Source organism: Deinococcus yavapaiensis KR-236 (assembly GCF_003217515.1).
Lineage (GTDB): Bacteria > Deinococcota > Deinococci > Deinococcales > Deinococcaceae > Deinococcus_A > Deinococcus_A yavapaiensis.
This window is the reverse complement of record NZ_QJSX01000022.1, coordinates 17616-34853: the sequence shown is the minus strand read 5'-3', so window position 1 is coordinate 34853 and position 17238 is coordinate 17616. Positions and strand designations below refer to the sequence as shown.

Annotated in this window: 15 protein-coding genes and 2 pseudogenes; 13 read left to right on the top strand and 4 right to left on the bottom strand. The window is 61.8% G+C overall.

All coding sequences use genetic code 11. From position 1 onward, the window contains the following. Nucleotides 1-874: 874 nt before the first annotated feature. Nucleotides 875-1909: an RNA ligase (ATP) gene (locus tag DES52_RS20175; protein ID WP_110888634.1), complete on the bottom strand. Its 1035-nt coding sequence runs from the start codon at nucleotides 1907-1909 to the stop codon at nucleotides 875-877. Between the two features lie 488 nt (nucleotides 1910-2397). Here DES52_RS20175 and DES52_RS20170 point away from each other — a divergent pair, with 488 nt between their 5' ends. The 7 genes from DES52_RS20170 to DES52_RS20130 all read left to right on the top strand — a co-directional run bounded on the left by DES52_RS20170 (nucleotide 2398) and on the right by DES52_RS20130 (nucleotide 7928). After that, nucleotides 2398-3093 carry a DUF2975 domain-containing protein gene (locus DES52_RS20170; protein WP_170131191.1) on the top strand — a complete coding sequence of 232 codons (696 nt, stop codon included), beginning with the start codon at nucleotides 2398-2400 and terminating at the stop codon, nucleotides 3091-3093. Then, nucleotides 3093-3317 carry a helix-turn-helix domain-containing protein gene (locus DES52_RS20165; protein ID WP_110888632.1) on the top strand — a complete coding sequence of 75 codons (225 nt, stop codon included), beginning with the start codon at nucleotides 3093-3095 and terminating at the stop codon, nucleotides 3315-3317. Before DES52_RS20170 ends, DES52_RS20165 begins: the two co-directional genes overlap by 1 nt. Before the next feature lie 324 nt (nucleotides 3318-3641). After that, nucleotides 3642-3851, top strand: coding sequence for a hypothetical protein (locus DES52_RS20160; RefSeq protein WP_146237402.1), 210 nt, complete (start codon nucleotides 3642-3644; stop codon nucleotides 3849-3851). Nucleotides 3852-4310: 459 nt separating this feature from the next. After that, nucleotides 4311-5189 carry a hypothetical protein gene (locus tag DES52_RS22680; protein WP_146237401.1) on the top strand — a complete coding sequence of 293 codons (879 nt, stop codon included), beginning with the start codon at nucleotides 4311-4313 and terminating at the stop codon, nucleotides 5187-5189. Nucleotides 5190-5241: 52 nt separating this feature from the next. Beyond that, on the top strand, nucleotides 5242-5955 hold the full coding sequence (locus DES52_RS20145; protein WP_110888628.1) for an IS6 family transposase: 714 nt from the start codon (nucleotides 5242-5244) through the stop codon (nucleotides 5953-5955). 119 nt (nucleotides 5956-6074) lie between these two features. Beyond that, nucleotides 6075-7082 carry a tyrosine-type recombinase/integrase gene (locus tag DES52_RS20140; protein ID WP_245901183.1) on the top strand — a complete coding sequence of 336 codons (1008 nt, stop codon included), beginning with the start codon at nucleotides 6075-6077 and terminating at the stop codon, nucleotides 7080-7082. 414 nt (nucleotides 7083-7496) lie between these two features. Next, entirely contained in the window at nucleotides 7497-7928 is a 432-nt protein-coding gene (locus DES52_RS20130; RefSeq protein ID WP_110888626.1) for a response regulator, read from the top strand. Between the two features lie 198 nt (nucleotides 7929-8126). On the opposite strand, the gene DES52_RS20125 is transcribed toward DES52_RS20130, so the two are convergent. Beyond that, complete coding sequence (locus DES52_RS20125; protein WP_110888625.1) at nucleotides 8127-8537, bottom strand: hypothetical protein; 411 nt, start codon at nucleotides 8535-8537, stop codon at nucleotides 8127-8129. Between the two features lie 130 nt (nucleotides 8538-8667). Here DES52_RS20125 and DES52_RS20120 point away from each other — a divergent pair, with 130 nt between their 5' ends. Together DES52_RS20120 and DES52_RS23820 are read left to right on the top strand one after the other, a co-directional pair. Beyond that, a complete protein-coding gene (locus DES52_RS20120) occupies nucleotides 8668-10875 on the top strand; it encodes a tetratricopeptide repeat protein (RefSeq protein ID WP_170131190.1) in 2208 nt (735 codons plus the stop codon). Nucleotides 10876-11030: 155 nt separating this feature from the next. Further along, nucleotides 11031-11135: pseudogene (locus DES52_RS23820) on the top strand (transposase); the annotation flags it as partial. Nucleotides 11136-11161: 26 nt separating this feature from the next. Here the strand turns inward: DES52_RS23820 and DES52_RS20115 are convergent. After that, complete coding sequence (locus DES52_RS20115) at nucleotides 11162-11737, bottom strand: SMI1/KNR4 family protein (RefSeq protein ID WP_110888623.1); 576 nt, start codon at nucleotides 11735-11737, stop codon at nucleotides 11162-11164. Between the two features lie 12 nt (nucleotides 11738-11749). Between DES52_RS20115 and DES52_RS20110 the strand changes: the two genes are divergently transcribed. From DES52_RS20110 to DES52_RS20100, 3 genes are all read left to right on the top strand, one after another. Next, the gene (locus DES52_RS20110) at nucleotides 11750-12574 is read left to right on the top strand and encodes an IS5 family transposase (protein WP_245901191.1); all 825 of its coding nucleotides are present in this window, start codon (nucleotides 11750-11752) and stop codon (nucleotides 12572-12574) included. A gap of 475 nt (nucleotides 12575-13049) precedes the next feature. Then, the gene (locus DES52_RS20105; protein ID WP_110888622.1) at nucleotides 13050-13847 is read left to right on the top strand and encodes a ParA family protein; all 798 of its coding nucleotides are present in this window, start codon (nucleotides 13050-13052) and stop codon (nucleotides 13845-13847) included. After that, nucleotides 13828-14730 (top strand): ParB/RepB/Spo0J family partition protein, encoded by a 903-nt coding sequence (locus DES52_RS20100; RefSeq protein ID WP_170131189.1) that lies wholly within the window; start codon nucleotides 13828-13830, stop codon nucleotides 14728-14730. Before DES52_RS20105 ends, DES52_RS20100 begins: the two co-directional genes overlap by 20 nt. Before the next feature lie 172 nt (nucleotides 14731-14902). Here DES52_RS20100 and DES52_RS20095 read toward each other — a convergent pair. Continuing rightward, nucleotides 14903-15598, bottom strand: a pseudogene (locus DES52_RS20095) (DDE-type integrase/transposase/recombinase); the annotation flags it as partial. 507 nt (nucleotides 15599-16105) lie between these two features. Between DES52_RS20095 and DES52_RS20090 the strand changes: the two are divergent. Further along, the gene (locus DES52_RS20090; RefSeq protein WP_170131188.1) at nucleotides 16106-17065 is read left to right on the top strand and encodes a hypothetical protein; all 960 of its coding nucleotides are present in this window, start codon (nucleotides 16106-16108) and stop codon (nucleotides 17063-17065) included. Nucleotides 17066-17238 lie beyond the last annotated feature (173 nt).

The following is a 17238-nucleotide window of genomic DNA, read 5'->3' as shown; positions in this document are numbered from 1 at the left end:
TGGGATGGTCGGCAGGCGCGGTTATGCTGACACGCTCGCCCGTACGGGCAGGGGTGGCGTTTCAGTGCAACAGGAGCCAACCGAGCGCATTTGCATCGGCATCAACGAAGACGAACGCTAGATTGAGGCGGTGAAACGCCTGTGTCTTTCCCTTCTCCTTCTTGGTGGGGTCGTCTTGTCCAGTTGCGCGCCTTCAGCGACCGCTTCTCTTCAATCGCCGTTGAACACCATCCCACTTCGACAAGGTCAAACTTGGTTGGTTGAAGGGATGTATCAAAGCCAAGTGGTCAAGCTGGGCGTTAACTTGAACCCGTTGGTTCAGAGTGGCGGAGCACCGTACAGCACCATTGGACATCAGGATTACCAGGCACTTGTGAATGCGAGTTTCGAACGAAGGGCGGTGCGGCAGCCCATGGTGGGATTCGACCCTGCGCGAAGCATGATCCGTTTCGTGTGGGCGTGGCCGATAGTTCGGGGGCCAGGGCGAGGTGAAGCGGCAACTGCGCTGTTCGACTGTCGAATCAGGCAGTACAACGCGACGGATACGCAAATGTCGGGAACGCTTCACTTGCGCGGATGGGCGCTGCTGCCGTCTGGTGAGTTCGCGCAGGATACGTGGACGGCTTCAGGTCAATTTGTCGATGCGGGCGCCTGGGAGGAGGTAGGGTCGTGCACGGCGACGTTGGGCAGTTGATGTACGGCTGTTAGAAGCGCTTCGAGATCTTCGGGGGATCAGGGCGGGCGCGGGGAGCGTTGTGAGGGCGTGGTGCACCTCAACGTCATCGTCATGCACGCCATTGGTGGCGGAGCAGCGCGTGTACGACGTGAAGCGCGCGGACGTTGCCGCGCGCTTCGGGGAGACACCACGTCAGCTTCAGCTGAGTTCGTCGCCGGTGTCCTGGTACTTCGGATTGATGACCTTCAGGTGCAGCCGCGCGCCGTCCTGCGCGCGCCGCTCGGGATCCTTCGGACGCACGACGACGCCTTCCTTGATGTGCAGTCCCTTCCCGGACACCGTCTCCGTGCCTTTCGCGAGGGTTTGCACGAGCGCGAAGTCGAGCGGCCCTTTGAACAGCACGGGCACCCACAAGGCGCGCAGGTCGTCCGTGACGTCGCCTCGGTCCACGGTGCGGCCGTCCACGCGCACTTCGAACAGGCGCACGGTCGGCTGCGTGAAGCCGTACGAGAATCCCTTCTGCACGGGGATCACCTCGCCGAAGAGTTGCACGTCCCGGCTTGGAAAGGCCGCGCGGGCGAGGTCCGGCAAACGCGTCGAGCGAACGGCGCGCCAGTACGCGTTGTGCGCTTCCTCGCGAAGCCCGAGGCCACGCGCGCCGATGCCTTTCGACGTGACGCTTTCGCGCTGGGGCGTGACGTACACGTTGACTTGCGAGCCATGCAACTTCTCCGTCACGATCACGTCCTGCCCGTCGAGTTCCGTGAGGTACGCGCCGAGGTGCAGCACGTCATGCTGACCGAAGAAGGTGGTGTCAGCGAGGCGTTCGAGTTGTCCGGCGAGGGCGAGGGGGATGGGCGGTTCGTACTTCGTGATGCCGAGCGCGGTGGCGACGTTCTCGCCGACGTCCGCGTTCGACACGGCACGCTCGACTTCCTCGCCGAGGCGCGCGAGGTCCGACAAGGGCCACGTGACGCCGCACGAGAATTCGCCGCGCAGGCGCATGTGCGTCACACGGTCGCGATTCGGGCCGACGAGGTACGCTGCGAACGCGTCACGCACGGGACCTTCGGGCAGGACGGACTTCTCAGCGATGAACAGCACGACGTCCCCGTCTTGATACGTGCCTTTTTTGACGACGAGTTGGGACGTGCCGACCTTGGCGAGGTCGAGGGCGTCAGCGTTCGGGTGGGGGCGCAGTTCGATGCGCTGCTTCGAGACGGTCCATTCCATGAAGACAGCTCCTTTCGGAAGGGTCATTGTGCCCGATGGCGCGACCCGAACAGGAGCGCATGATGGCGGAGGACGCCGTGCGGCATTCGGCGTAGCCGTCACCGTTGTATGGCTGGAGCCGCGCCACACGAGGAGACGATGATCGCTTCAAAGAACCTGTGACGGTTGGCGTGCTTGGCGGGTCAGAAGAAGCGGTCGTCGAACGGTTCAAAGCCACCACGGAAGAAGTTCGTTTGATGCACGCCTTTCAAGACGCTTAGAAGGTTGCTGAGGACGCCGTGGAAGGCACGCTGGGCGAGCACGCCCAGAGGGTCATGACTACCATTGACGCATGACGCATACGACGCGATGTCGAAGGGATCAGCGGTCAGGAATGGCCGCTTTCTTCATTCCCGGGCACTGTAATGGGACTATCGAGCGAAATTGTGCCGTCATACTTGCGTCTTTATCGAATATCAGTAATATTGATATTCGATAAGGAGTCGTCCATGCTGTCCACCGAAGCGGCCCGCACCGTCCTCAAGCTCTTCTTGACCCTCGGCCTGATCATCATCAGCCTCTCCTTGATCGCCAGCCTCATCTTTGCCGGTCGCAGCCTCCTAAACGACAGTGAACCCATCCACTTGTCTTGGGGCGTACCCATCGACATGAGTCTTGGCGTGCAGCAGCAAACCTTCCGCATCTCGGAAGTTCGCGTGAATTACACGGCCACTCCTTGGATGTACACCACCTTCGTACTGTTGGGTGCGGCGACCCTTGGTGTCCTCTTCCTCGTGTACCGCCGCGCGCTGCGCTTCGTGCACCGCCTGCTCGACGACCCTTTCGCCGAAGCCAACCGCGCGGACTTGCAAGCCGCAGCCCGCTTGGCGCTCGCGTGGCAAGGCGTGCTGCTGATCACCAAAAGCGTGATGTGGTGGACAACCTCCCAGCAAGAACGCCAGAACGGCCCCCTGTGGGTGCCTTTGTACGAAGCGGTTCGAGGCGTCGAAGGCGTGACGTTCATCTCTGAGGACGTGCGCTTCAACATCGACCCGTGGAGCCTCTTGAATCAATTGCTGGGTGTGGACTTCACGCCCCTCCTCGTCGCGGCAGGGCTGACGATCCTTGCCACTGTGTTCAAGCGCGCCCATGACGTGCGCGAACAAGAGCGGCAGTTGCGGCGTGAGCAAGAACTGACGATCTGATGCCGATCCGCGTTCACCTCGATCGTGTGCTGAACGAGCGGCGCATGACCCTCTCGGAACTGTCCGAGCGGGTCGACATCACCCTCGCGAACCTCAGCATCCTCAAAACCGGCAAGGCGAGGGCCGTACGTTTCAGCACACTCGAAGCAATTTGCGCAGTGCTGGACTGTCAACCCGGGGACTTGTTGGAATGGACACCAGGACCGCCAGACCCCGAGGAGTGAACGTCCCGCCTTCTTCGACGTGGTCATGGCGGTCCTTTCAGATCGAGCACCAACGGTGCGCTCGCGAAGCCCTTGACATTTGGAAGGCAATTACGCCTCAACCACCATGAGCACACGACCTAATTGTCAACCGATCACTTGGCATGCGGGCGCGTCAGGTAATGACGCCTCTTTTTTTCAGGTGTCAACCTCGACAAGCGAGCCGCACCGCTCTTTTTTTAGGTGTCAGAGTTGTCTGTTTCGGACGACGAGGCGCGCGTGATCGGCATGAGTGGAAAGACTTACCCGATATTTCAGAGCTTATTCGAGCGCAGAATACTTCCTATGATCGAGTTGCTGTCTAGCGAGGAATTGACGAGCGAACAACTCGAAAAGTTACGTTGGCTGAGCACACTCAAGTTCGATGTCTACCTTGTGAAGCCTTATGGTCAGGAGCCAGGTAAAGTCATCGCACTCACAGGCCCGGATGCTGACCTCAGCAAGTTGCTCGGCAAGGCCTTGGAGTGGATGAATGTCTTACAGGGCCATACCTGAACGCACGTCAGAGGTCGAAGGCGTCCTCGTGAACGTGGAAGTTAAAGCCGGGCGGTGTGGATCGACGAGACAAAGGTGTGACGGTGAGCACGCGGGTCACGCTGGCGGGGGAAGTTGAACGCCGAGCCGCTCGAAGCATGAGAAAAGCGCCCTTTCGAGGCGCTGATAAGGAAAAGATAGCGTCGTATGCACGGTGGGTCAACTCGATCCGCAGACTTCTAAAAATTTCTACTCATGGGCGCTTACCCGTACGGTGTGCACGATGTCGCAGTGGACTCGCTTGTCCTCCCGCTCGTGAGTTATTTTTAAGCCGACCTTTACAAAAAGGCGGACGAGTGAGTGAAGCTTAAGGGTACGCTCAACAAGTCGATTGACAACCGGGATACAACGGCCTCCACCCCAGCACGGTCATTTAGGGTAGAGCGAGCGAATAGTGAGACCGTCCCGGAGGAGGTCCGTATGAAACAGGCTCCTGCACGCCGTTCACACGCTTCCCAAGACTTCACCATTCACCTTGTCCCCCTCAAAGCGCTCACCGTAACGCTCGCCGTCGGCGCATTCACGGCTCTCGCTGGCGGCGCAGGCCCATCCACAGTGACATCCATGCCCATGCAAGCGGTCAAGCCCGCACCGGCAACTACGGGCATCAAAGTGATGTCTTCCCTGGAAGGGCAAACCACGCTTCCCCTGAGAACCAAGTGGACTGTCACCACCAACATCGATCCGGAGCAAGTTGCTTCTGTCACGTACGCCATCGACGGTGTAACACGTTGGAGCGAGAAGAAAAGCCCATACTCGTACGGATTCGACGCCGGGTACTTGATCACCACCTTTCTCAGCCCTGGTCCGCACAAATTCACGGCGACTGTGACAGCCAACGACGGAAGGACCGCCTCCAATACCGTCACAGCTACCGTCAGCAAAGCGCCTGCGCCTCCTCCCGCCCTTGCTGGACGCTGGCGACGCACCCGAGAAAATGTGAACTTCGAGGGTGAATGGGACATCATCTTCGATGAAGTGGGCGCATGGATCATCGATCCAATGAAGGGTGGTGTTGTCGAGCAGATCAACGTGCAGGGCGATGTGATCCGAGTGTTCGCGCCCATACAAATGGGCTTGGCTGACCTCGGCGTGTCCGCGTATGGCGCGAAGGACATCCAAGGCGTCATTTGCCAGGAGGGTGGCCCGGAAGGGGCGTTCAAGTGGGCGCGGCAAGGAAATCAACTGAAGTTGACGTGGCTGAGCGGCTTTTGTGGAGGACGCGTCGATATTTGGCAAGGCACGTGGACACGCGTTGAATCCTCCGCTCCGCGTGGACCATTGACTCCGCGAAAATAAGTCGTCTTAAATTGGAAGGGGTTGTGGCAAGTTGTTCGGGTAGGGTGACGCCGTGCTAAGCGGTCAGAAGCTTCCCGGCTATCGTTTTCCTCTCGCGGTGATCATCTATGCCGTGTGGTTGTACCACCGCTTCACGCTCAGCTATCGGGATGTCGAAGAACTGCTGTTGGAGCGAGGAATTTGTGTCACCCGTGAATCCATCCGGACGTGGTGCATCAAGTTCAGCGACCTCTTTGCTCAGGAACTGCGCCACCGAGAACCCCGACGAGGTTCTCGGTGGCATCTCGACGAAATGCACGTGGAAGTCGGCGGGGTCAAACACTGGCTGTGGCGAGCCGTCGATGAACGTGGAGCTGTGCTGGACGTCTTCCTCCAGCAACACCGGGATACTGAGGCCGCCCGCTCGTTCTTCGCTCGCCTGCTCGGTGACTACAAGGTTCCCGACATCATCCATACGGACAAGCTCTGGAGTTATGGTGCAGCGCTCCGGGAACATCCTGTGCTCCACACCGTGGAGCACGTCCAAGTTGTCTCCACAGCCCGTTGCAATAATTTGATCGAACAGTCCCATCGACCGACACGCCAGCAGGAACGACAACAGCGAGGATTCAGGTCACGAAAACGCGCTCAGGGCTTCCTCGACCTGCATGCCCGCGTCAGCAACCTCCATCACCCAGCCCGCTCCACCGTTCCCGCTTACGACCGTCGTCATCATCAACAAGCCGCCTTTAAGACGTGGCAGGAAGCCGTGTGGCAGGCGGCCTGAACTTTAGGCCACCTGCCTTCCTGCAACCCCCCTACTCCCTTGAAGCCAACAACTTGCCACAACCCTCCCCCACTAAGAATTTCTTTTTCTGTTCGATAATCACTGTTATCATCCAAAACATGACCCCCCCCGAGGAGACCCAAGGCCGACCGTCGTACACCCTCGACCGACCCCGGCGGCACCTCCTCGACGAAGCCAGCACTTGGATTTCCCTGACGGACGACGAGCGACGCCGTCGCGCCATGGAAGCCGCGAGAGATAAAGACGTCATGGCGTTGTGGAGCTTGACGCAGGCCTACCTGTCCACCATGACCACCGTAGGCATCACCATCAGCCCACACACCCTGCGCGCTTACCGCACCGGCGTCCGGCAGTTCCTGCGGCACGCCGAGTTCCGCGCGTGGAACCTCCTGCGACCCCGGCGCAACGACGCCGCGTACTGGGTGGCGAGCCTCACCGTCGGCAGCGACACCGAACGTGCGAAGTCACCGGCGACCGTGCGTTCGCGCGTCGCCGCCGCGAACGCCCTCTACGCCGCCCTGCGCTGGGCCGAAGCGACGACCGAGCATCCCTTCGAGGACGTCAAGCAACCCCGTGAACGCACCAGCGCCATCATGAAACGCCCGCCGTACCGTGAAACGACTGTGCACCGCGCCCTCGCCGCCGCCGAACGCGCGGACCGCAGCGACCTGCGCGTCCTGATCCTCCTCACCGCACACGCGGGCTTGCGCATCGACGAAGCCCTGCAACTCAAGTGGACGGACGTCGATGTCGCTGCACGCCGTGTCACCGTGCGTGGCAAAGGCGGCAAAACCAGAATCGTCGGCTTGTCCGGCACGCTCGTCGACGCGTTGCGCGCCCACGAGGGGCGCGGTGAAGACGGGCGGCTGTTCACGTTTCGCTACCGTTCGGGCGCCGCGTACCACTTGCGGCGCCTCATAGAACTCGAAGGGTTGCGCTGGGAAGGCTTTCACGCCTTTCGAAAGTTCAACGGAACGCTGCTGTACCGCCGCACGCGAGACTTCGCGCGCGTCGCGCATCACCTTGGACATGCGAGCGTCAACACCACCCGCGCTTATGTGGAAGTTCCCGCTGACGACCTCGCCGACGAACTCGCGGACTTGTAAACGTTGGCCCGTATGCCCGAGCGACTCTCATTGAGCAAGGTAGTGTGCATCCTGGCGTGGCTGGGCTGTGCTCCCTTGTTTTTAGGCCAGGGGACAAAGGGGGAACTTCCCGACCAGCGGGTACGCTGGCAGAAAGGTCCTCCTCATGCCTGGAAGAATACACAGCAAAGAGTTCAAGCTCGATATTCTGCCATCCGCCAGTTCAGTGCGGACGGAAATCCGTACGTGATTGACGACCACACTCAAGCGGAGATAGGCACGAAGGCTGTGCCGTTCGTCACCGCGTTCGTACGCCGCTTCTACATGGCACGTACAAGACTGCAACATGGCGAGCTTCTCGCGTTGCTGCCGCAGCAACACCGACTCCCACGTCTTGATCTCCTCGGCTTTTATGAAGAGAGTCTAGACTAGTTTATGGTACCGCCTCACGTGCTGCTCATCGAGGATGAGACCTTAGACATCGAACTCATTCGCGAAGGACTCCTGGCCGTCCGCCCCGACCTCACCCTGACTGTGACGCGTCGAGGCGTGCGAGGACTCGAACGTGCCCAGCGAGAACACCCTGACTTGATTCTCCTCGACCTCGCCCTGCCCGACCTCAACGGCCTCAACGTCCTGACCGCCTTGAAAGCGAGCAGTTGGACGCGGTACATCCCCGTCCTCGTTCTAACCAACCACGCGCAGGAGGACACGATTTGGCGGTCGTACCATGAGTACGCCTCGGCCGTTCTCGTGAAGCCGACGAAGACGGCAGACTTCCTGAACCTGCTGCGCACGACGTGCGCCTTCTGGTTCTCAGCGGCGGCGTTGCAAGGACGGCTCCCGAGTGGCTGTCGTCCTGCCTGACGCCGAGCAGGATGCTGGACTCGCAGCATGGTGAGGGGGGCTCTACCTTAGGGCAGCTCTTCGAAGTCACGACGAAGTCATAAGGCGAGGGGGTAATCAGGGGTGACGCTCAGCACCCGTGCGAGACGTTCGACTTCCTCGCGCCTCACCCAGCGTTTCCCGCAGAGCGTGAATTGCACGCATGCGACGTGCCCACGGTCAGCTTGTCCCCTCGGCGTCTTGTAACTCATGCAGAGCACGTGGGCAATCACGCTGAGCGAAAGGACGTTCGGCACACCGTCGCTCACGCGGCCCCTCAGCGGTGCGTGTCCTTGCCACTTCCAGCCCAGCGACTTCCACCGCGATAGACACGACGAGCGAGGGAGGATGCATCGGGTACATCTGGGCAGTTCGCGCCTCGCTTGCCTTCACGTACTCGAGGAGGGCCGTGCCCGCATTCGTCACGTCCTCGAAACTCGGCGGCCATATGGCGAAGGTGATCGTGTGAGTGTAGGCGTACCCCATCGCGGTAATCGTCGTGAAGTACAACGCGCCCGTGGGCCGCTCGGCAGACTCGCGGAGAGTGAAGCTCAGCCCAGCGTACACGACGCCCTTCGGCGTCGTCTTCACACGCTCAGCAGGAAGTTCAGGAGGGAAGGTTTCTTCACTCACCCTTGATGAAGTAGGGCACGGCGACATTCGGTAACCATGGATTGATCACGCCCCGTCGCCTACCTTCCTTTCACGAATGGGAGGAGCCATGAACAGACTGAGGAACGCCGCCTTACTCGCGGTCTTGCTCGCTTCGACCGCCTTGGCGCAGACGAACGAGCGCTGGGTCGGCTGGAGCGACGCGTCGCCCGCCGCGACCGCCACGCTCACAGAGAGCCAGCTCGAGTACGCCTTCGCGAACCGCTTCCCGAACCGCCCGGACATCAAGGCCGAGTTTTCCGTGATTGTCGCGTACGAGCGCGCGCTCGCCACGATGAAGCCCACCGACCCGAACTACAAAACGACGCAAGCCGAGCTGAGCAAACTCAAAGCCACCGCGAAGGGCAACTTGCCCGGCTCGCCGAGCCCCGTGAAGGGCTCGGTGAAGCCCATCGCCTTCGCTGAGGCCCTCAACAACGCTCGCCAAATCGCATACCTGAACGCATCGCAAAAGGACATCGACGCCCTCGCGAAGTTGTTTCAGGGGAAGACGACCGCACACCTACAAGGCGTCGTCGCGACCGCCGTGCTGAAGGACCGTCCTGCAATCGCCCTCGCCGCCCTGCTCGCAGCGCACACGAGGGACGCGAAGAATCCGAACCACCTTGTGAACGCCGCCGGCCTCTTGAGCTTGCTCGGAATGCCATACGAAGCGCTCGCCTTTCTCGACGAGGCGGGAAAACTCGGAAGCGTCGAGAGCACCTTCGTCGCCCGCGCCGTCGTGCTCAACGCCCGAGGTCACGCGCTCCTCACCCTCGGCAAGTTCGCGGAGGCCGAGAGCGTGCTGCGAGAAGCCGTGAAGCTTGATCCTACCCTCTCGGAAGCCAAGCGCAACCTCGCCCTCGCCTTACGCGCGCAGAACAAGAGGCAGGAGGCGATGACTTTCTTCGCTGCCGGAAGCCGCCGAGCTCCGGTTCCCAAGCTCGTGGCGTCGACTCCACCTGCGCCGCCCGCTCCCGGAACACCGACCTCGCCGCCGTCCGCTTCGACGCCTCAAGCGCCGAGCGGCGTCGAACCAGCCCTCGCGTTCCTGCCCGCCCAGGAGGTGTACGACCTCTCGCGTGGACGCGGCTGGAAGCTGCCCTCGCTGAAGTACCCGAAGAACGTGCAGGACGGCCCCGCCTTCTTCGACCAAATCGAGGCGCTCAGGGCGTACTACCGCTTCCGGATGAACGCTCGGCAAGAGCGGATCATCGCGTTGGGGCAGCAAAAGGTCGCTCAGACGATGGCGCGCATCGGCCAGCCTCCTTCGCCTGGCCAGGCCCTCGCCGACGAGCGCGTTCACGACATCTTGTTTCGCCTCTCGGCCTTGCCGCTCGAGCCGGCTTTGAAGCGGCGCTTCGCGCTCGTGGACGAGGAACTGTCGCGTGACGAGGGCGCCGTGAATTTCGGCGGCTCGCAGTTCGATCCCACGAAGAATCACACCCAGAAGACGGTGGTCTATAATCCGCGCACGCCGAGCGGGCATTGGAACATCGCGATGTTGGAAATCGCCGGCTCCGAAGCGAGGGCGCACGCGGCGTGCACGACCTCGCTTTGCCACGAGGCCGTGAAGCGCGAGCACGACGCCCGCCGCTGCCCGGTCTTCGCGGAGGCGCATCGCCGTTGGCGCACGGCGATGCTGCGGCTCGACGGCGCGTACGGCGAGCTTCTCGATCCAGTGAACCGGGTTGCCACGGGCCTCGCGAGCAATATCGGCGATCCGCTCGACTTCGAACTCGCTCAGCTTCACGCACGCCAACAATCCGAGCTCTTGATCGACGGGTTGCTCGCCGTTGCCATGTCCCCCGGCGGCTTGTGGGGACAGTACGAGTCGCACGTGCAGGGCGGCATGGTGTGTGACCCTTCACGCGAGCAAGCCGTGCAACCTCAGGAGGAGGCGCCCGAGGCGTTCAAGTGCCCGGTCACCGGGGCGTACAAGCTCAAGGTGGATTTCAAGATCGCCGAGCTCAGCGGCAACTGCGAGAAGATCGCGGTCGAGTTCACGCTTGGCGGGGACATCCTGATCTTCGAGGGCGGGGCCTTCACGGAACTCGAGTACGCCTTCGAAGGAGAAGTGACGCTCACGCTCGGTGGGAAGATCGAGGCGAGCGCGGGCGCCACGGCGGGCGCGAAGGCGGGCGTCTACATCAAGGTCGGCGCGGACGGCTCGTTCAAGGACTTTGGCGTGAAGCAGTCCACGGCGTCGGGCGTGATGCTCGGACCGGTGGGCGGCGAAATCGAGATCGAGAAGAACTTCAGCCTCATTCCCGGCTGAGTCGGACTCTTCAGAAAGCGGGCCGCGCCTTCATGGACGGCCCGCTTTCCTTTTCGCGATCACCACGCGACCATGCGTCGATCATGGTGCGCGTTGTGGATGACTTGGTTTTGCGTACCTGAGGCAACGCCACGAGAATCAAAGCGAGGGGGCGTGTGGGACAGCGCAAACGGTACAGCAAGGAGTTCAAACAGGAGGCCGCGCGGGTCGCCAAGGAGCGCAATCAAAGTGCCCTCGAGGTTGTGCACGACTTGGGAATAAGACGCGGTTTCATAACCCGATGTGATCAAGCCGTACGCCACTCTGGCCGTCCGACGTCCAAGATGCGCTCGATCCGCTGGTCCTCTTCGTCGCCGTTCCCCAGTTCCTCTTGCAGCATTTCCACGGTTTCATCGTCCAAGGACAACTGATCGAGCAGGTCCGTCAAACTGTTCGCCACCATCACGAACTCCGACTCCGTGTTCCAGCCCGTCCAGGCCGGATGGCCCATCACGAACGCCACCACGCGACCATCGCCCTGCTCGGTCAAATCCAAAAAGACGAAATCATGCCAATTCGAGTTCGCGATCGGCAGCACCTCACGCGGAACTCCGAACGTCTTGCATGTGAAGTCGAGCGCGTCCTCGAACGTCGTCGGCCCTTCCACCCCATGCCACTCCCTCAAGGCGATCCTGCGGGTGCTGCCGTCCACGAGGGTGACGTTCGTCGAGAAGGCGCAATCACCGCCGCCAACCGCCAACAGGAAGTCAACGACATCGCGCGGCAGGCGCGCTCCGAGCGCAGCCTCCAGGTGGGCGATGTCCTGGGGTGAGGCGGGACGGGAGACGTTGTCAAACACGACGTTGCGGTAGATGGCGTGCACGTCCTCACTCTAATGGTGGGCCCGTCGCGTCGGCGCGTGGTTGACGTGCTTGTCCCCGATGCGCTTTGGGCGATTGTGCAGCCCTTGCTTCCCATGCCTGTTCATCCTCGTGGTGGACGACCTTTCGCTGATCCTCGAGCGACATTGGCGGGCATCATCTACGTGCTGCGTGAAGGTATTCGGTGGGCGGCCTTGCCCTGCTCGTTGGGCTTTCCCAGCGGCGTGACGTGCTGGCGACGGCTGCGTGACTGGCAGACACAAGGCGTGTGGCCGCGGATGTGGGGGCGTGTCTTGGAGGGGCTGGCATCCAGAAGCGCGATCGACTGGTCACGGGCGTCGGTGGATTCCGCGAGCGTTCGAGCCTTAAGCCGAGGAGACGTGACTGGACCGAACCCCACGGATCGAGGACGACTGGGCACCAAGAGGCACTTGGTGGTCGACGGGCAAGGCGTACCGCTGGGCGTGGTGCTGTCCGGAGCAAACCGTCACGACAGCGCGTGCTTCGAAGCGGTGCTGGACGCCATCCCCGGCATTCGAGACGGTCGCCCAGGTCGGCCGAGACGAAGACCGGAGAAGGTGCATGGCGACAAGGCGTACAACCTTGGTCGCTGTCGTGGAGCGTGTCGTACACGGGGCATCACGGCCCGGCTCGCTCGGCGTGGCGTGGAATCGAGTGAGCGGTTGGGACGGCATCGCTGGGTGGTTGAGCGCACGCTGTCGTGGTTGAACGGGTTTCGGCGTCTACGAATTCGGTACGCGCGGTACGCGTCGCAGTTCGAGGCGTTTCATCTCCTGGCGTTGGCGCTGATCTGCTTCCGCAGGCTGGTGCGGTTGTGAAACCGCGTCTTAATCTAAGGCTTTGTTAGACGCTCTAAGGTGTCCACGGCGGCACCTCCAATTGAGGGCCGTGAGGATCGAGCTCACTCGTCGGACACGGCAGGTCGTTCGAGCGGCTGGGTTCCTCACGAGGTCTGGCGGCGAACGGACGCGAACTTCGACAATTGAGTACGCTCGAGAGGCGGTGTCCGCCGAAACCAAATCAATCTAGAGAGCAAAGGCGCCGCGAAGGCGGTGCAAGCAGTACGATACATCTCACATTGCGTGCGCTCGAGCCGCAACGCGACGGCCTCACTCGTCAGGAGAGGGAAGTTCCAAAACATTGCCTTCGCGTTGGTGATGTCCGGTTGCGTGGCTGTTCAGCTCGATTCATTGCGGCTCTCCTTATCGCTGCACAGCGAGGCTGCTGCCTCAGCGCATTTTGTCCGGTGCGCTTGGAGCGCGAGCGTCAGGACCAGGTAAACTCGTGTCATTCATGCGCACCCTCACTTTTATGAATCACGCGGGTGGCGCCGCGAAAACGACGACCGCGCTCAACATTGGGTACACGATGAGCGCCAGCGGGTATCGAGTGTTGCTCATCGACGCGGATCCACAAAGCAATTTGACGCGTTGGTTGGGCCTAAACGTGCCGGATGGGCCGGAAGCGAAGCTGGAGACGTTGTACGCGGCCGTACTCGGCCCGGCGGATCAGCTGTCACTGCCGGCGCCTGTGCAGGCGCACGGCATGGACGTCGTGCGGTCGTGCCTGGACCTTGCTGAGGTCGAGCCGCTTTTGCCCGGCCAGGTGATGGGGCAGATGAGGCTGCGAGCGGCCGTGCGGAAGCTTGCGGATCGGTACGACTTCGTGTTGATCGACCCGCCGCCGAGCCTCGGTCAGCTGTCGACGCTCGCCGTGCTCGCAGCGGACGACCTCGTCGTGCCCGTTCCGGCGGGCAATAAGGGCTTGGAGGGCTTGGCGGGCGTGACGCGCCTCGTGGCGACGTTCCGTCAAGTGGCCGTCCCTGACCTGCGCATTGCGCTCATGGTGCCAACGCGCGTGAACACTACGGTGCTCAGTCGTGACAGCGTAGAGGCGCTGCGTGCCGCTAAGATCGCGCCTGTGAGCACACCGTTGACGGAGCGGCCGAGCCTCTACCCGAACTCGCAGTTGCACGGCATGCCAATCGCGGTGTACGACCCGAAGTCGCCGGCGGTGGCGGAGGTGCGCTCCGTGGCGCGTGAGTTGTTGGAAGCGCTGGGGGAGGTGCCGCGTGCCGAAGCCCAAGGGTGACGCCCGCAGAGGCGCGCTCGGCGCGTTGATCGCGAACATCACGCCGGTGGCGTCGAGCGAGCTGCCGCGCGAGCTTGACGTGGCGGCGTTGACGCCGAGCCGTGTGCAGCCGCGGCGGCACTTCGACGAGGGAGCGCTGCGGGACTTGGCGGCGAGCGTGCGCGCGAACGGCGTGCTGCAGCCGTTGCTCGTTCGGCCCGTCGGGGATGCTTTCGAGATCGTCGCGGGTGAACGGCGGTGGCGTGCCGCGCAGCTTGCGGGTCTTGAGCGCGTGCCCGTGGTGGTTCGTGTCTTGAGCGATGAGGACGCGCGGGATGCGGCGGCAGTGGAGAACTTGCAGCGCGCGGACCTCAACGTCATCGACGAGGTGGACATTACTGTCGCGCTCGCTGCGCGCGTGCTGGCAGTGCCGGTCGATGACGCGCCCAGCCGTCTGTATCTGCTCGCGAACCGACCGACGGAGGATCTGGAGGCCGTGGCACAGTTGGAGGACTTGTTTGCGCGCCTTGGGCGGGGGACGTGGACGTCATTCGTGAAGAACAAGCTGCGGGTGCTGCGGTGGCCGGAGGACGTCCTCACGGCGATGCGTCACGACGGCTTAGGGTATAGCGTGGCCGGCGTCGTGGCCGCCTCGCCAGAGGAGCGCCGCGAGGAGCTGCTGCGCATGGCGCTGGGCGGTGCCACGAAGGCCGAGCTGCGAGAGTACCTTCTAACTTTCCGGAAAGGTAAACCGATCGACGCCACGTCCCGAGTGGCCAAAGCCCTGCAGAACAAGCGTCTGCTCGACTCCTTGAGCCTCAAGGATCGACGTCGTGTCACGACCCTCGTCGCCGAACTCGAACGCCTGCTCGGGCAGCCGACCGACGACCACAACTCGGCCTGACTCGCTCACCTATAGATCGTCGGTAGTAGACGTTATCAGAGCACCTTTTCAAGAACATCGAAGGCTTGAGGCCGCGCGATTGCACGCCGCCTCGCTACGTCACGGCCAGGGTTGTGTTAAGGTGTTGCCTTCGAAGGCGCAGAGGAAGATGGGAAGGCAGGCGAGCTGAAGTTCAGCTCGCCTGCCGCAGCGTTTCATGCCACGTCTTGAAGGCGGCCAGTTGATGATGACGTTGGCGTGCGGAAATGGTGGAGCGAGCTGGGTGGAGAAAACTCGCGATCCGAGCATGGAGGGGGAGAAAACCGTGTGCTCGGTATCGCGACCGGAATTCTCGCTGTCGACGTTGCTGACGTCGTGTCGGGCGATGAGAATGCCCAATCAGTTTGGTGCAGCAAGTGATCGACACGACCTGGACGTGCTAGACACCATGGACCACGGGAACTTCCCAAAATGCCGCACGATCACTCCCGAGTTTGTCGGAATGCAGGACCTCCGGCACTTCGTAAGCTCCCAGAAGTCGTTGAAAGAACGCTCTGGCGGGCTTAGTGTCGCGGTGGTGCTGGAGGAAGAAGGAAGACGTCCAGCACGGCTCTATGTTCGTTGACACCGCGCCACAGCCACTACTTAATACCGCCTAGGTCCACGGACATTTCATCGAGGTGCCATCGAGGTGCCACCGGGAACCACGTCGTGGTTCCCGGTGGCGGAGTTCCTGGGCGAATAGATCGCCAAACTTGATGCACCAGTGGCGGATGGATTCACGGGTGACGACAATGCCTCGCTCCAACAGGAGCTCTTCAATGTCGTGATCGCTGAGGGTGAAGCGATGGTCGAGCCACCTCTCGTCCCCGAGGACGGAGACGGGGAATCAGTTGCCGGGGAGTTTCTGACCGCTCAGCACCACGGCACCCTACCCCGACAACGTGCCACAACCCGTCACATCACCTGGACGGGTCGCTCAACCGGGTCCTACCGCTCAGCAGCGTGCACGCCAACGCTAAACCCGAGAAGCGCCGTGAGCAACGCCTGTAAAGATTGTTGTCGCTGACCACGGCGTTAACACAACTTGCGAATCTGCCAACAAGCTTCGGAATAGTGCTTCTAGGGTGACAAAGAGGGGAGGGGGGTGTATGCTCAAAACACAAAAACGCTCTCCTAGAGCGCATTTTTGTGTTGACCTTTGAGGGCAACAGGTGTAGGCTAGTCCCAAACGCAATCACGCCTCGGCCGGCAAGCTGAGGCGTGAAAGTCCGAGGTATGCAAACCCCCGAGATCGCAAAATCAGGGTTGCACACCTCGGCGGAAAGGTCAAGCCGTGCAAACCCCACAATCCAGCCATTCCTTCGCGGCCAAGAAGGCCGCGTGGCTTGCCAGCATGCTCTCGCTCCGCCGTGAAGGTGAGGCCATCCGCGTACCCACCTCCACGGGCGTCGCACCTTCACCAGCCTCAACGCCCACAGAATCCTCTTCAACTTGCTCCGAAACCCCGCCGCACGCTGCTCAAAGCGAATGCGAAGCCATTCTAGCGGGCATGAAGGTACCACCCAAAGTGCGCGAGGTGTTCGAAGCACTCCTCGAGATCGCCCTTCGCGTCGTCGAAGGCCGTGCGTACCGCGTCCGCCCCGACACCGTCTGCTTCCACGGCGTGCAGGAACTCCTGGCCGCACACCTCAGGATCGGCCGCACGACCCTGTGGCGCTACCTCGGAAAGCTGAAGACGCTCGGCGTGATCGACAAATGCCAACACAAAGGCACGTCAAGGGGCGTGACACGCAACACCGGAACGCTGTTCAAAGTCGCAACGCGTTCGAACCTCAGGGTGAAGCTACTCGCGGAGGAACTTAGGTACGCTTACCGTGACCTGGACGCTGACCGTGAAGTGGGCCGCACCGCCTTCGCCTTTTTGAAACAGTCAGAGAAACACTCGGTAAGTCGAGTGAAAATTCAGGATCTTGCAGGTTGGGCGTTGGGAAAAAATATTGTACAACCCGCCGTTCTTGTTCCTGACCGTTCCATGTCGGCAAGCGAGGTCGTGGACGCCTTGCCCCAGCTGCTCTACACGCCACCCGCCAAGCGCGTGCAGTTGATCGGATCGATGGCGAGCGTCCTCAGCGTCGCGTTGCGCGACCAGCACAGCCGCGGGTTCTACATCCTCGTGCTGGAGAAGGCCGTGAAGGCCGAATTCCAGGGTCTGCGGATGTTGAGTCGCGTGCAGTGCGTGCTGCGCCTCCTCGTGGTCGCGGCAAGGCAAGACGAGTGGCGCGACTTGAAGAGACCCGGCGCGATGGTGGTGCGGAAGCTGGGCGCGGACCTCGACATCCTGCGCGCATGCTGACGAAAGTCAATTACGGCATGGGCGCCTGAGGACTCCCGCGGAGAAGGAACCGCTCTTACGTGCACGCCTGGAAGTTCAAAGCCTCAACCTCTCGGCGGGACATCGCCATGCCGACCCTACTGGCCCTCGCATCAACGAAGCAATAGGGCTTTCGCCGTGTCAGCACGATGACT